At 64.9% G+C, this 13,010-nt stretch carries 12 protein-coding genes and 3 pseudogenes; 6 read left to right on the top strand and 9 right to left on the bottom strand.

The window, feature by feature from the left end; genetic code table 11:
- Positions 1 to 207 (bottom strand): annotated as a pseudogene (locus Q7J58_RS05725) (IS5/IS1182 family transposase); the annotation flags it as partial.
- A gap of 132 nt (positions 208 to 339) precedes the next feature.
- The gene (locus Q7J58_RS05720; protein WP_304824677.1) at positions 340 to 1,527 is read right to left on the bottom strand and encodes an acyl-CoA dehydrogenase; all 1,188 of its coding nucleotides are present in this window, start codon (positions 1,525 to 1,527) and stop codon (positions 340 to 342) included.
- Between the two features lie 109 nt (positions 1,528 to 1,636).
- Between Q7J58_RS05720 and Q7J58_RS05715 the strand changes: the two genes are divergently transcribed.
- Both Q7J58_RS05715 and msrA read left to right on the top strand, forming a co-directional pair.
- Positions 1,637 to 2,566, top strand: coding sequence for a LysR family transcriptional regulator (locus Q7J58_RS05715; RefSeq protein WP_304824674.1), 930 nt, complete (start codon positions 1,637 to 1,639; stop codon positions 2,564 to 2,566).
- Positions 2,563 to 3,102 (top strand): peptide-methionine (S)-S-oxide reductase MsrA, encoded by a 540-nt coding sequence (msrA, locus tag Q7J58_RS05710; protein ID WP_304824671.1) that lies wholly within the window; start codon positions 2,563 to 2,565, stop codon positions 3,100 to 3,102. The genes Q7J58_RS05715 and msrA overlap by 4 nt, the downstream gene beginning before the upstream one ends.
- A 73-nt stretch (positions 3,103 to 3,175) precedes the next feature.
- On the opposite strand, the gene Q7J58_RS05705 is transcribed toward msrA, so the two are convergent.
- Entirely contained in the window at positions 3,176 to 4,393 is a 1,218-nt protein-coding gene (locus Q7J58_RS05705; protein ID WP_304824668.1) for a hypothetical protein, read from the bottom strand.
- A 142-nt stretch (positions 4,394 to 4,535) separates the two neighbouring features.
- On the bottom strand, positions 4,536 to 5,816 hold the full coding sequence (locus tag Q7J58_RS05700; RefSeq protein WP_304824665.1) for a class I SAM-dependent methyltransferase: 1,281 nt from the start codon (positions 5,814 to 5,816) through the stop codon (positions 4,536 to 4,538).
- A gap of 294 nt (positions 5,817 to 6,110) precedes the next feature.
- Here Q7J58_RS05700 and Q7J58_RS05695 point away from each other — a divergent pair, with 294 nt between their 5' ends.
- Entirely contained in the window at positions 6,111 to 6,854 is a 744-nt protein-coding gene (locus Q7J58_RS05695) for a tRNA-uridine aminocarboxypropyltransferase (RefSeq protein WP_304824662.1), read from the top strand.
- Between the two features lie 28 nt (positions 6,855 to 6,882).
- Here Q7J58_RS05695 and Q7J58_RS05690 read toward each other — a convergent pair whose 3' ends face one another.
- Together Q7J58_RS05690 and Q7J58_RS05685 are read right to left on the bottom strand one after the other, a co-directional pair.
- The gene (locus Q7J58_RS05690) at positions 6,883 to 7,335 is read right to left on the bottom strand and encodes an SRPBCC family protein (protein WP_304824679.1); all 453 of its coding nucleotides are present in this window, start codon (positions 7,333 to 7,335) and stop codon (positions 6,883 to 6,885) included.
- A 108-nt stretch (positions 7,336 to 7,443) separates the two neighbouring features.
- Positions 7,444 to 8,187 carry a hypothetical protein gene (locus tag Q7J58_RS05685; protein ID WP_304824659.1) on the bottom strand — a complete coding sequence of 248 codons (744 nt, stop codon included), beginning with the start codon at positions 8,185 to 8,187 and terminating at the stop codon, positions 7,444 to 7,446.
- A gap of 401 nt (positions 8,188 to 8,588) precedes the next feature.
- On the opposite strand from Q7J58_RS05685, the gene Q7J58_RS05680 reads away from it, so the two are divergent.
- The 3 genes from Q7J58_RS05680 (at position 8,589) to Q7J58_RS05670 (ending at position 11,001) form a co-directional block, all read left to right on the top strand.
- Positions 8,589 to 9,569 carry a M14 family metallocarboxypeptidase gene (locus Q7J58_RS05680; RefSeq protein ID WP_304824656.1) on the top strand — a complete coding sequence of 327 codons (981 nt, stop codon included), beginning with the start codon at positions 8,589 to 8,591 and terminating at the stop codon, positions 9,567 to 9,569.
- A 34-nt stretch (positions 9,570 to 9,603) separates the two neighbouring features.
- Positions 9,604 to 10,008 (top strand): hypothetical protein, encoded by a 405-nt coding sequence (locus tag Q7J58_RS05675; protein ID WP_304824653.1) that lies wholly within the window; start codon positions 9,604 to 9,606, stop codon positions 10,006 to 10,008.
- A 252-nt stretch (positions 10,009 to 10,260) separates the two neighbouring features.
- Complete coding sequence (locus Q7J58_RS05670; RefSeq protein WP_336623474.1) at positions 10,261 to 11,001, top strand: EAL domain-containing protein; 741 nt, start codon at positions 10,261 to 10,263, stop codon at positions 10,999 to 11,001.
- 164 nt (positions 11,002 to 11,165) lie between these two features.
- Here Q7J58_RS05670 and Q7J58_RS05665 read toward each other — a convergent pair whose 3' ends face one another.
- The 3 genes and pseudogenes from Q7J58_RS05665 to Q7J58_RS05655 form a co-directional block, all read right to left on the bottom strand.
- Positions 11,166 to 11,636 carry a phosphate-starvation-inducible PsiE family protein gene (locus tag Q7J58_RS05665; RefSeq protein ID WP_304824649.1) on the bottom strand — a complete coding sequence of 157 codons (471 nt, stop codon included), beginning with the start codon at positions 11,634 to 11,636 and terminating at the stop codon, positions 11,166 to 11,168.
- Between the two features lie 104 nt (positions 11,637 to 11,740).
- Positions 11,741 to 12,664: pseudogene (locus Q7J58_RS05660) on the bottom strand (bile acid:sodium symporter); the annotation flags it as partial.
- A 24-nt stretch (positions 12,665 to 12,688) separates the two neighbouring features.
- A pseudogene (locus tag Q7J58_RS05655) lies at positions 12,689 to 13,010 on the bottom strand (long-chain fatty acid--CoA ligase); the annotation flags it as partial.

The raw sequence follows: 13,010 nt of genomic DNA, 5'->3' as shown, positions 1-13,010 counted from the left end.
GTCTGCGGGGAGCAAGGACTCCAGGTCCGAGGCGCGCAACTCAACCTGTGAGCGGTTGGGTTGCAGCAGCCGTGGTGCGCCTTGACGGCGTTTGAGGGCCATCTGGGCTTGCGCCTGCTGTGCCTGCTCAGCAGTTGGCACTGGAAGGTCTTCGAACAGGCCAGCCGCCGCGAGCTCGGTGGCGTTGAGGTCGGGGCGCGTTGTCATGCCCACTACCAAGCCATTACCGTGCCAGCTTGAAGGCGGGGGAGAAAAATTCTCACTCTCTCAGAGGCTGAGCGCTGTCGGGCGGGCATGAGCGAAAAACGCTCAACCTCTCTGGCAAGGGTTGCGACCCCTTCAGTTTGAAAACGCCGCAATCCCGGTGATCGCCCGCCCCAGAATCAGCGCATGCACATCGTGCGTGCCCTCATAGGTATTCACCACCTCCAGGTTCACCAGGTGGCGGGCCACGCCGAATTCGTCGCTGATGCCGTTGCCGCCCATCATGTCGCGCGCCAGGCGGGCGATGTCGAGCGACTTGCCGCAGCTGTTGCGCTTCAGGATGCTGGTCAGTTCCACCGACGCCGTGCCTTCGTCTTTCATGCGGCCCAGACGCAGGCAACCCTGCAGGCCGAGGCTGATTTCGGTCAGCATGTCGGCCAGTTTTTTCTGGATCAGCTGGTTGGCGGCGAGCGGGCGGCCGAACTGCTGGCGGTCCATCACGTATTGGCGGGCGCGGAAGTAGCAATCTTCGGCCGCGCCGAGCGCGCCCCAGGCGATGCCGTAGCGAGCGCTGTTCAGGCAGGTGAACGGGCCCTTCAGGCCACGCACATCGGGGAAGGCGTTTTCTTCGGGCACGAAGACTTCGTCCATGACGATCTCGCCGGTGATGCTGGCGCGCAGGCCCACCTTGCTGTGGATGGCGGGAGCGCTCAGGCCCTTCCAGCCTTTTTCCAGGATGAAGCCACGGATCTGGCCGCCGTCGTCTTTGGCCCAGACCACGAACACGTCGGCGATCGGGCTGTTGGTGATCCACATCTTGGCGCCGCTCAGGCTGTAGCCGCCGTCCACCTTTTTGGCGCGGGTGACCATGCTGCCGGGGTCGGAACCGTGGTTGGGTTCGGTCAGGCCGAAGCAACCGATCCACTCGCCGGTGGCGAGCTTGGGCAGGTATTTCTGCTTTTGCGCTTCGCTGCCGAATTCAAAAATCGGCACCATGACCAGCGAGCTTTGCACGCTCATCATGCTGCGGTAGCCGGAGTCCACGCGCTCCACTTCGCGCGCCACCAGGCCGTAGCAGACGTAGTTCAGGCCGCTGCCGCCGTACTGTTCGGGGATGGTGGGGCCGAGCAGGCCCAGCGCGCCCATCTCACGGAAGATGGCCACGTCGGTCTTTTCATGGCGAAAGGCTTCGGTCACGCGCGGGGCCAGCTTTTCCTGGCAGTAGGCGCGGGCGGCTTCCTGCACCTGGCGCTCGTCGTCGGTGAGCTGGGCGCTCAGGTGGAAGGGGTCTTCCCAGTTGAAGCTTGCTTTGTTCGATGCCATGGTGCGGGTCTCCGGTGGTCGGTGTGTGTGGGTAGGTGGGGCATTGTCGTTGGCCCATGAATAGCTGTCTAATATGGATTAACGATTAATCAATATAAAAAGCATATTTATGGAATTTCGCCACCTGCGTTGTTTCACGGTGTTGGCGCAAGAGTTGCACTTTGGCCGTGCGGCCCAGCGCCTGGCCATGACGCAGCCGCCGCTCTCGCTCAACATCCAGCAGTTGGAGGCTTCGGTGGGCGCCCGTCTGTTTGAGCGCAACAGCCGGGGCGTGGCGCTCACGGCGGCGGGGCTGGCGTTTTTGCCGCGTGCGCAGGCGCTGCTGGAGCAAGCGGCGCTGGCCGCGCGCGAGGCGCGCGACGTGGGGCAGGGGCTGGCCGGACCCTTGCACGTGGGTTTTGCCGGCACCGTGTTGTACCGGGGTTTGCCGCAGGTGCTGCGCCGCTTTGGCTCAGCACACCCCAAGCTGCGGCTGGTGTTGCGCGAACTGAGTTCCAGCGAGCAGTTGGCGGAGCTGGTGCACGACCGGCTGGATCTGGGTTTTGTACACACCACACGCGTGCCGGCGGGGTTTTCGCAAATTTTGGTGTCCAGCCAGCCGTTCATGGCGTGCCTGCCGGCCACGCACCCGCTCGCCAGCGAGGCGGTGTTGCCGCTGGAACGCCTGGAGGGCGAAGCCTTCGCCATCGTGATGCGCGCGGTGTCGCCCGATTACCACGACCGCATCCTGGCCGCCTGCGCCGACGCGGGCTTTGAACCCGAAACCCGTTTTGAGCTGCGGCACTGGCTGAGCGTGGTGTCGGTGATCGCGCAAGGCCTGGGCGTGGCGCTGGTGCCGGCGGCCTTGCAGCAAGCGGGTTTGCCCGGGGTGGTGTTTGTGCCGCTGGCCCAGCCGCTGGCACCGTACGACACGCATTGCCTGTGGCGCACCGCCCGAGACCAGGCGGCGCTGGGGGCTTTTCTGGACACCGTGCGCGCCAGTGCGCAGGCGGTGCACCATGGCAACCTCGACGAAATGACAACAAGGAAACCCATATGAGCGAATCGCAAACCCTGGTGCTCGGCGGCGGCTGCTTCTGGTGCACCGAAAGCGTCTACAAAGAAGTGCGTGGCGTGACCGAGGTGGAGTCGGGCTACAGCAACGGCCAGGCGGCCCAGCCCAGCTACGAGGCGGTGTGCACCGGGCGCACCGGCTGCAACGAGGTGGTGAAACTGGTCTACGACCCGGCGCAGATCAGCACCCGCGAGCTGCTGGAAATTTTCTTTGTGGTTCACGACCCCACCACGCCCAACCGCCAGGGCAACGACGTGGGCACGCAGTACCGCAGCGGCATTTACTTCACCACGCCAGAGCAGCAGCAGACCGCGCAGGCGCTGCTGGACGAGCTGGCACGCGACAACGCTTTTGGCCGGCCGGTGGTGACCGAGTTGCTGCCGCTCGCGAACTATTGGACGGCCGAGGACTACCACCAGGACTTCTTTGAGCGCAACCCGCACCAAGGCTACTGCATGGCGGTGGCCGCGCCCAAGGTGGCGAAATTTCGCAAAACATTTGCGCGGCTGGCGCGCACCTGATGGGCTGCTGGCCCGCGTGCTTCGGGCGGCGGGCGGGTTCCCGCGCTGCGGCGCCGTTGCCAGCGTTTCCAGCTCAGCGAAGCTCCATGGGCTCGGTCACCAGGTCCGCCTCGTTGGGGGAATGCCTGCCCAGCCGGGCCATGGCCCGGCGTTCGGCGGCGTTGATCACGTCCATGGATGCCGCTCCCACCGGGTTCAACGTGACCACGCCCAACCCGACGCAGGGCTCGAAGGCCTGGTACGCATCGGCTTCGTCCAGCACGGGCACTGGCTGTGTGGCCATGGCGTGCAACCGCTCCACCGTTTCGTCGGCGGGTGCGTTGTATTTATCGGTGGGGAGCACCACCACGAAGCAGCGCGGGTGGTAGAGCCCCACCACACACCGAAACCCCGCCGCGCGGCGAATGCGGGCCGCCATGGCCACCAAAATCTGGTTTTCGGCGCCATGGCCGGAGGGCTCGGCCATTTCGTACAGGTTGCTCAGGTAGAGGCAAATCACCGTGCATTCGCCCTGGCGGCGGGCCGTGCGCCAAAACACGTGGTCCACTTGCGACAGCAGCCCCGAACCGGTGGCCAGGCCGGTGGCCGGTTCTGCGCCTGGGTCCATACGTGAGAGCCGGGCAAGTTGTCGGTTTTCCCGGTTGCGCAGCATCACCAGCACCGAGGCCATGAGGAAAAAAGTGACCGTGATGGCGGCGGTGAACACCCAGGTGAGCAAGCCAAAGCCCGGCACATTCAGGCCCCGCAGGTACATGCCGCACACCATGAGGGCCAGGCAGACCATGGCCAGCCCCATCCAGCGCGCCAGCGGGTCGCCCAGTTTGGCCGCATGCCAGACGGCCAGCATGGCCAGCAGCACCGGCACCATGTTCACGCCCGCCGTCACCCACAGCAGCGAGTGGAAATGGGCGGCTTCAATCTGGCTGGCCACAGCGGCCATCAAGGTGGCTGCCAGCAGCACCGCAGAGCCGCCCCAGGCCGTGAACCGGTGCACCAAGGCGCCTTCCCACATGCCTCCCAACCAGTTGCCCAGAAAGTACAGGGCGACGGCCCCCGCCAGCGGCCCCAGGCTGGCTTTCAGCACCATCAGAAAACGCTCGGGCAGATGCGGAAAAAGCACTTCAGGCAGACCGGTCATGACCAGGCAACTGGCCCCGGTGATCAGCACAAAAATCAGGTTGCGCAGCGAACCCCGGTTGCGGTTGCTCAGGGTATCCGCCAGCGTCAGCGCCAGCAGCGTCATCAAGCCGCCCAGCATGGCCGACCAGACCGCAATTTCAGAAATAGGCATTGGTCAATTATGGTGGTGTACCCACAACACTTTTGTGGCTTAAGTCACGCCAGACCCGAACATGCTGAGTTTTTTATCGCTTCTTGCGAGGGCTCGCAACACCGTTGTGCACGGTGGCCTCTGAGGGGCGCTTTGGACCGCATCACCCCGGGGTGGCGACCTGCTGGGGTTGCCGCAATGCCGACGCACCCAGGCGCCACAGCGACGTGACTTCGACCGCACGCGCGCTGTGCAGCGGGTCGCTGGCGTTGCTCGCCTTGCTGTGGCGGGGTTGGGTGTCCAGCCGGCCCAGCACCGCCAGTCCGGCTTGCTCTATCCAGAGCAGCAGCTCGGCGCGACTGCGCAGGCCCAGGTGCTCGGCCAGGTCGGACAAGATCAACCAGCCTTCGCCTGCGGGCGCCAGGTGCGCGGCCAGACCGTTCAGATAACCCCGCAGCATGCGGCTGCCTTCGTCGTACACCGCGTGCTCCACTGGCGAGCTGGCGCGGGCCGGCAGCCACGGCGGGTTGCACACCACCAGCAAGGCCTGGCCGGCTGGAAACAGGTCGGTTTGCAGCAGCGTGACGCGGTCGCTCACGCCCAGCTGCGTCAGGTTTTCGCGTGCGCAGGCCAGGGCGCGCGGGTCCAGGTCGGTGGCGGTGATCGGCCCCACACCGCGGCGCGCCAGCACGGCCGACAGCACACCCGTGCCGGTGCCAATGTCAAATACCGGCAGCGGCGCACCCGTGGCCGCGCACGGCAGAGGCGCTTGCGCCACCAGGTCGATGTATTCACCCCGTGCCGGCGAAAACACACCGTAGTGCGGAAACACCCGGTTGTGGGGCGGTGCGCCCAATGCGGGAATTTCCACGCCCACGCGGCGCCACTCCTGGGCGCTGGTCAGCCCCAGCAGTTCGCGCAAGGAGGCCACCGAGTCGCCGCCTTCTGCCGCTGGGGCGCCCCAGGCGTGGGTGCACGCCCGTTGCACGTCGGGCGCACGGCGCAGAGCGAGCGTGTGGTCGGGTTCAAACCGCAGCAGCACCATGCCCAGAATACGTGCCCGTTGCGCCTGCGCTTGGCGGTGCTTGTGAAACGCTTCGGCGCCTGCTGGCGCGGTGTGGTTGTCCGGCGCAGTTTGGGCAGCTTTGCGTTGCTTGCGGGCGGGCGTGGCGTCGCAGCGGCGAGCCATGGCTTGCAGCAGTTGCCGGGCGTTGTGAAAGTCACCCAGCCACAGCAGGGCGGTGCCGGCGCAGGCCAGCCGGTAAGCCGTGTCGGCGGTGGTGGTGTCGTCGGCCATCACCACCCGCTGCGGGGCCGGGGCGCCGCGTTCCGAGCGCCAGCGCGCCGAAGCGGCCGCGCCGTCGGGCGCGGTCCAGTGAATCCGGGGGTGGGAGGCGGGCAGGCTGGGCGATTCAACGCACGCAGGAGCGGGGTGCAGCGGCATGGTGAGCGGCCAGGGTGTTTTAAACCCCTCTTTTAACCTAGAAACGGCAGTTGACCGCGCGCTAACCGCTGGAGATGCCTGTGAATGCTGAGAATTTTGCCCACGGGCCGGCTCCGCTTGTGGGTGGGTGCGCTTGCACTCCGATGGCGCTGTCAGGGCCTGTCCAACGGCCGTTTCTAGGTTTTACAGAACGCAGGCTGCACCTGCCCCGCCACACGCAGGCCAGCGCTGCGCCTACATTCAACGCATGCACCCCTTTTGTGTTCGATCTTTCCGCGCCGCCGGCATCGCCGCATGAGCCACGCCGTTTCGCGTTTGCGCAGCGTGCGCCTGGCCGCCAGCACCAAACCCTTTCTGGCCCGTGGCTCGGGCGGGGGGCGCTGCGCTGGCTGCCGCCTGGTCGCCAGCCACTGCGTGTGCGCGCTGCGCCCGCAGGTGGCTGTGCGGGCGGGTGTGTGCCTCATCATGGGCGACATTGAAGCGCTCAAGCCCAGCAACACCGGCTGGCTCATCGCCGATTTGGTGGCCGACACCTTTGCCTTTGGCTGGTCTCGCACCGCGGTGGACCCGGCGCTCATCGCGCTGCTGGCCGATCCGCAATGGCAGCCCTACCTGGTGTTTCCGGGGGAGTATGTCGAGGCACAGCGGGTGGTGACCGACCTGGATGGCCAGCCGGCACCTCAACACAAAACGCGGGTGACCAAGCGCCCGCTGTTTGTGTTGCTGGACGGCACCTGGTCTGAAGCACGCAAAATGTTTCGCAAAAGCCCCTACCTGGACGCTTTGCCCGTGCTCAGCCTGCACCCTGCCCAGGTGTCCCGCTACCGCCTGCGCCGCTCGTCGCGCGAAGACCAGTTTTGCACCGCTGAAGTGGCCGCCCTGTGTCTGGCCATGGCCGGGGAATTGCATGCAGCCCACACGCTCAGCGCCTGGCTTGATGTGTTCAGTGCCCACTACCTCAGCGCCAGGCGCAACCTGCCACTGGACCGTGCAAGCGAGGCGCATCAGCGTTTGCTGGGCCTGGCGGCTGGGGTCTGAGCGGCTGCGCGAGACCGCAAACACGTTCTTAGCCGGGTATCTCGGCCTCAACCAGCAGCGCCAGCAGCTGCAGCGACTGCTGCCAGCCCAGGTAGCAGGCCTCGACCGGGATCAGGGCGGGAATGCCTTCTTGCACCGCCGTCAACTCGGTGCCCACCGACACGGCCTTGAGCGTGACCGTGGTGCGCATTTCGCCCGGCAGGTTGGGGTCATCAAACACATCGGTGTTCACCATGCGCTCGTTGGGCACCAGCTCCAGGTACATGCCGCCAAACGCATGGCTCTGGCCGGTGCCCAGGTTGGTGAACTGCATGCGGTAGCGGCCCCCCACCCGTGCATCCATTTCCAACACCCGGCCGGTAAAGCCGTGCGGTGGGAGCCACTTGGCCATGGCGTCCGGGTCCAGAAAGGCGCGGTAAATCCGATCGGGCGGGGCGGTAAAGAAGCGGTGCAGCGTGACGGTGCCGGTGCCGGTGGTCATGGTGGAGCCTTTCAGGTGGGGTTCGGAGACGGAGAGTCTTTCGTTCATGCCCAATCACCGACCTCAAAATACTCCCGCTCGTTGTTGCAGATGCGCGCCATCGCCTTGTTATGGCTGTGCTTTGCGCCTTGATCGGGCACGTTTTGAGGCGTGCTCGGACACGCCCGAAAAATGCGCAGTCTCTGAGTGGTCAACAAGGCTGTCATCATCAAGCCCCGGTGGGGTTGTGTCTACCACTTCCTCGGCCTCCACCTCGATCACGCCCTCAAACAAGTCCATGGCGGTGGCCGCCACCTTCGCTGTGTCCATGTACGCGTAAGCTCCCACGCCCACCGCACCCACGATCGGCAGCCAGCGGGCCATGCTCTTGCCCAGCGCGCGCTGTGCCAGCTTGGCGCCCACGCGCCGCGAAATCGCGCCCACCAGCCGGGGCGATGCGCGGCGCACCAGCGTGCGCTGGCCCACGCGCACCACCAGGTCGCGCACGCCCTGCGCGGCCGTGTGCTGAAACAGGCAATACACCACCTGTTCGGGTGTCAGCGTGGCCTGTTTGCCGTACAGCGCGGCCATATCGGCCACCAGTTGGCGCTGAATCTTCCACACACCCACCATCTCGGGCAGCAGCGTGAGCCAGCCCAGCGGGCCCGGTGGCAGCGCCAAAGCGCCAGCGGCCAGAGCCGCTTTGGCCGCTGCGGCGTTGGCCTTTTTGCGCGCGTCTGCGCTGGGCGTCTGGCTTGGGCGCTCTTGGGACTCGGGGATTTTTGCCATGAACGGCAAAAGGGCTTGCGCAATGGCAGCGCCCGCAGTTCGGTGTGCGGGGGCTTTGGTCGGTTCTATTGGCTTGCGTGGCATGGCTGCTCCTTTTTCGCGTGGGCATCGGTGGGCCGCACCGCTGCGCCCTTTTGCGGTGTGTCTCGGTCATTCACCGCGAGGCTTCACAGCGGATCAAACCACATCACACCACACCTGAGCGCGCATGTTTCAAGCCCCTACGCAAGGCGCCGTGGCGGCAGACAAAACCGGCTGCAACGTGGCGTGAAAAAAACGTGTCGTGCCCATGACTGCGGCTGTACCTGCGCCCTGAAACCCGACGAGCGCTGGGGGCCACAGGGCAGCTCGTGCTGGTGCTGGTGCGCGAGCTGCCCCGGCCTCACCTTTTTGAAACCCGGCCGCGCCTTTCTGGAAAACGCGCTGAAGCCGCGCAGCCCCTGGTGTACAAAGCACCCATGCCGCCAAACCCCTTTCACCCTCCCATGACCGCGCCAACCGCTTACCCCATTGGCACCCCAGGCCAGGCCTGGACCCCCGCCGACGTGGCCGCCTGGCGCGCGCGGCAAGTGCACCAGCGCAGCTACGCCGACGACGTGTTGTTCGCCCTGCAGACGCTGCGCCCGCGCTTTGAGGTGTTGCCCTATGGTGAAGTGGTCTATGGCGATGAACGCTACCCGCTGTTTGCCATCTGCCCCGAACCCTGGCGGGCGGGCTTGCCCGGTGTGCTGGTCACGGGCGGTGTGCACGGCTATGAGACCAGCGGCGTGCACGGTGCGCTGCAGTTTCTGGCACAGCACGCCCAGGCCTACGTGGGCCGGGTCAACCTGCTGGTGGTGCCTTGCGTGAGCCCGTGGGCTTATGAACGCATCCACCGCTGGAATTTTGACGCGGTGGACCCGAACCGTTCCTTCAAAGACCCCAGCCCGGCCCAGGAAGCCGCCGCGTTGATGCGCCTGGTGCAACCGCTGCGCGGCCAGTTTGCCGCCCACATCGACCTGCACGAAACCACCGACACCGACGAGAGCGAGTACCGCCCGGCCAAGGCGGCGCGCGACGGGGAGCCCTTTGAGCCTGGCACCATCCCCGATGGCTTCTATCTGGTGGACGACACCGACAACCCGCAGCCCGCGTTTCAGCAGGCCATCATCAACGCGGTGGAGCGCGTCACCCACATCGCGCCCACCGACGACCAGGGCGACATCATTGGCTCGCCAGCGGTGGCCCGTGGTGTCATTCGCTACCCGCTCAAGGCGCTGGGCCTGTGCGCCGGCGTCACCGGTGCGCGCTACACCACCACCACCGAGGTTTACCCCGACAGCCCGCGCACCACGCCCGAGCAGTGCAACACCGCGCAAGCCGTGGCCGTGTGCGCGGCGCTGGACTTTGTGCTCGTGCCACCCGCATGCCCAAGCATGGCAACGGAAACGCTTGCTGCTTCCCGTGCCGGTGGTTCGTGTCTTTGACATGAAATCGAACCCTTTTGTCTTAAAAAAGGGCATGGTCAAAAAACAAGCGCCGAGTCTCACCATTCAATCACCTCCCACACCCGCCCCGTGGGACCGCAGTGTGTGTCTGCAGCTGATCGAGCAGCTGTGGGCACTGCGTGGCGCCATGCTGCTGAGTGAACAGCGCTTTGCCGACACCTTGACCCTTGTGGCACCCCACCAGCCAGAGAGCGCCCGCAACCTGCTGCATTTTTTGACCCCGCGCGCCACCGATCTGCGTGCACTGCAGAGCCAACTGGCTTGGCTGGGCGAGTCTTCGTTGGGCCGGGCCGAGTCGCATGTGTTGGCGAATGTGGACAAAGTGTTGGGCATCTTGCACCGTTTGACTGGGCAGGACTGGCAAGACCGCTCGTCGCAAGAGCCGGTAGGCAGCGTTTCGGGGCCCTCTTGCACGTAGGCCAGCAAATCCACCTGCACGATGGGAGGTCCAAAAAACGCCGCATGCTGGTGGTCAGCGTCGGTGCCCACGGTGCCGTGGCCGAAGGCCTGGAGACCTGTTACATCACGCCCGAGACGCCGCTGTCGCTGAAAGGTCCGCACGAGCGGCGCGTCTTCAGCACCTACCCGGGCGGTATCGCGCCGCTGCCCGCCGCCATTCGCCTGCACCGGGGTGACCGGCTCTTCCTGTGTGCCCAACCGCTGGACCCCGATCTGCCGCCAGACCCTCAACACCTGCGCGTGGCTTGTACCTTGCCACAGGTGTTGGCTCAGGTGCGCAGGGGCGACCGTGTTTGCCCGAGAGGCCCTGGTCCGAGGGCCCAACGGCGAGAGTGCGGCGTCGGTGCTGGCCCAGGTGAACGAAGCCAACCGCTACCGCTTTGACCAAGCCTGCCGCGTGAAGGCCATCAAAGGGGCGAGCGAACTGGACTTTCCGGAAGCTATTTCCATCAACTTTTTGCCCAACGCCATCTACAAGCCCGAGGTGTGCATCCGCACCACCCTGGCCGCCGCCAAGGCCAACGGCTTTCCGCTGGAGCGCATCATTTTTGAAGTGACCGAAGGCGAGCGCGTGGAGGATGGCCCGTGGTTTGCGCAAATTCTGCGCGAGTACAAGCGCTGCGGATTTAAAACGGCCATTGACGACTTCGGCGCGGGCTACGCCGGTTTGAAGCTGCTGTCCGACTTTCAGCCCGACCTGATCAAAATTGACATGGACCTGATCCGCGGCGTGGACACCAGCCGGGCGCGGCAAAGCATCGTTCGCGGCCTGGTACGGCTGTGCGAAGACATGGACATTCAGGTCATTGCCGAGGGCATAGAAACCCCAGCCGAGCGCGACTTCCTGTACGACACCGGCATCTACCTGATGCAGGGCTACCTGTTTGCCAGGCCAGGCTTCAAGTCGGTGGCGCCGCTCAACGAGTCCGCACTCGCCGTGGCAGCGAAGTGACCGCTGGGCGGGTGCCGCTGCCCTTGCTGGCCAAAGACCTGGACTTCTTCCGGTGCACCTGCGGGTGCCGTTCTTGACCGGCGTTTTTGAAGTCGCCGACGAGCGCCTGTTGCACGCCCGCTCATGGGCTGGTTCGTGGGCAGGGCGCTTGGCCTTCCTTGGCCTCAGGTTCTGGCCTTGGTGGCCACCAGCCAGTAGGTCACACCCAGCGCCAGCAACACGGCGCCGGTGCCATAGAGGTATTCAGGTGCAACCGTGTTGAAGTCCAGCACGATCACCTTGCGTGCAATGGCCATTAGGGCGGTGGCAATCACCAGCCGCACATGGATCACGTCGTCGCGCAGGTAGAGCGTGATGTTGGCAAAAATTTCTATCGCAATCAGCACCGCCAGGAACGACGCGAACACCACAAAGATGTCGTTCAGGCTCAGCAGCAAAAACGGCGGCGCCATCAGCCGTTCGTAGAGCACAAAAGCCACGTCGGCCACACTCAGAAAAATCACGATCACCATGAGCACCGCCAGCACCCGGATCGCTTGCCGGATGGCCGTGTTCAACCCGGTGATCAACTGGTCGCCATTGCTGGCGCCCAGGTGCTTTTCAACCGGGACCGCTGAGGAGAGTTCGTCGTGCATAGGCTGGTCTCGCTGAAGTCATGATGAAATCGCGAACGAGACTAGCACCGAGAAGTGACCGTTGCTTTGATGCAGGGCAGAAAATTGGGCCGCCCGGGCCCGCTTTAGCCCGCCAGCACCGTGCCGTCTTTGGCCCGGTCGCGAGCCAGCGCTTCGCGCACGCTGATGCGGCGGAAGAACACCGTGACAATGCTCGAAGTGATCACGATGAACAGCGAGTAAAGCACCGGAATCAGCAGCACCTCTTGCTGCATGGGGCCGGTGAACGTGAGGGTGACGATCAGCACCGCCAGCGGGCCGTTCTGAATGCCGGTTTCCAGCGAGATGGTGCGGCTGCGGTTCGGGTCTTGTTTGAGCAAGCGGGCCAGTACATAGCCCAGCCCAATGCCGAAGATGCCCAGGCCAATGGCCGCGAAGAACACGTACCACGGCGTGCTGGCCAGCAGCGTGTGGTTGCGCGGAATCCAGGTGAACACCAGGAACAGAATCACGGCCACCCCCAACATGCCGCCCAGCAGCTCAATGCTGGCACCGATGTTGGGGTTGAGTTTGCGTAGCACCATGCCGATCACGGTGGGCACCAACAGCACGAACAGCACCTGCGCCACGTTGCCGGCCGGGATCTTGAAATCACCGCTCAGCCCGGCCAGCTGCGAGTAAAACTCCAGCAGCGCGGGCACCATGCCCAGCGCGACCAGCGAAGACACCGAAGTCATCATGATGGAGAGCGCCAGCACCGCTTTGCTAAAGTAGGTGAAGATGTTGGACGTGGTGCCGCCCGGCATGCAGGCCATCAGAATCAGGCCCACCGTCAGTCCTGGAGAAAGGCCCAGCACTTGCGCCAACAAAAAGCCCAGCAGCGGCATGATGCCGTACTGGCACAGCAGGCCCACCATCACGCCCTTGGGCTTGCGAAAGGCAATGCGGAAGTCGCGCCAGGTGAGCGACGCGCCCATGCAGAGCATGATGACGATCAACATGATGCCCAGCAGCTTGGTCTCGAATTCGGAGATCATGTTGGAGTTCTCTTTTTCAGGGTGAAGGGGTGGGGCTTAAGCCCGGTTCATCTCTTCGGCCACGGCTTTGCGCAAGTCTTTGCGCAGCACCTTGCCAATCGGGCTCTTGGGCAGGTCGTCGCGCACCACCACCAACCGGGGTACCTTGTAGGCCGCCAGATGCTGCTTGCAGTGGGCGATCACGTCGGCCGGCATCACCTCCTTGGCGTGGTCCGGGTTCTGCACCACGTAGGCACGCACTGCTTCGCCGGTCTTGGCGTCGGGCACGCCAATCACGGCCACCTCCAGCACATGGTCCATGTCAGCGATCACGTCCTCCACCTCGTTGGGGTACACGTTGAAGCCCGACACCAAAATC

Origin of the sequence: Hydrogenophaga sp. (genome assembly GCF_030656115.1) — a bacterium.
In the GTDB taxonomy this organism is placed as follows: Bacteria; Pseudomonadota; Gammaproteobacteria; order Burkholderiales; family Burkholderiaceae_C; genus Hydrogenophaga.
The sequence above is the reverse complement of the archived record's forward strand: the minus strand, read 5'-3'. Positions and strand labels throughout refer to the sequence as shown.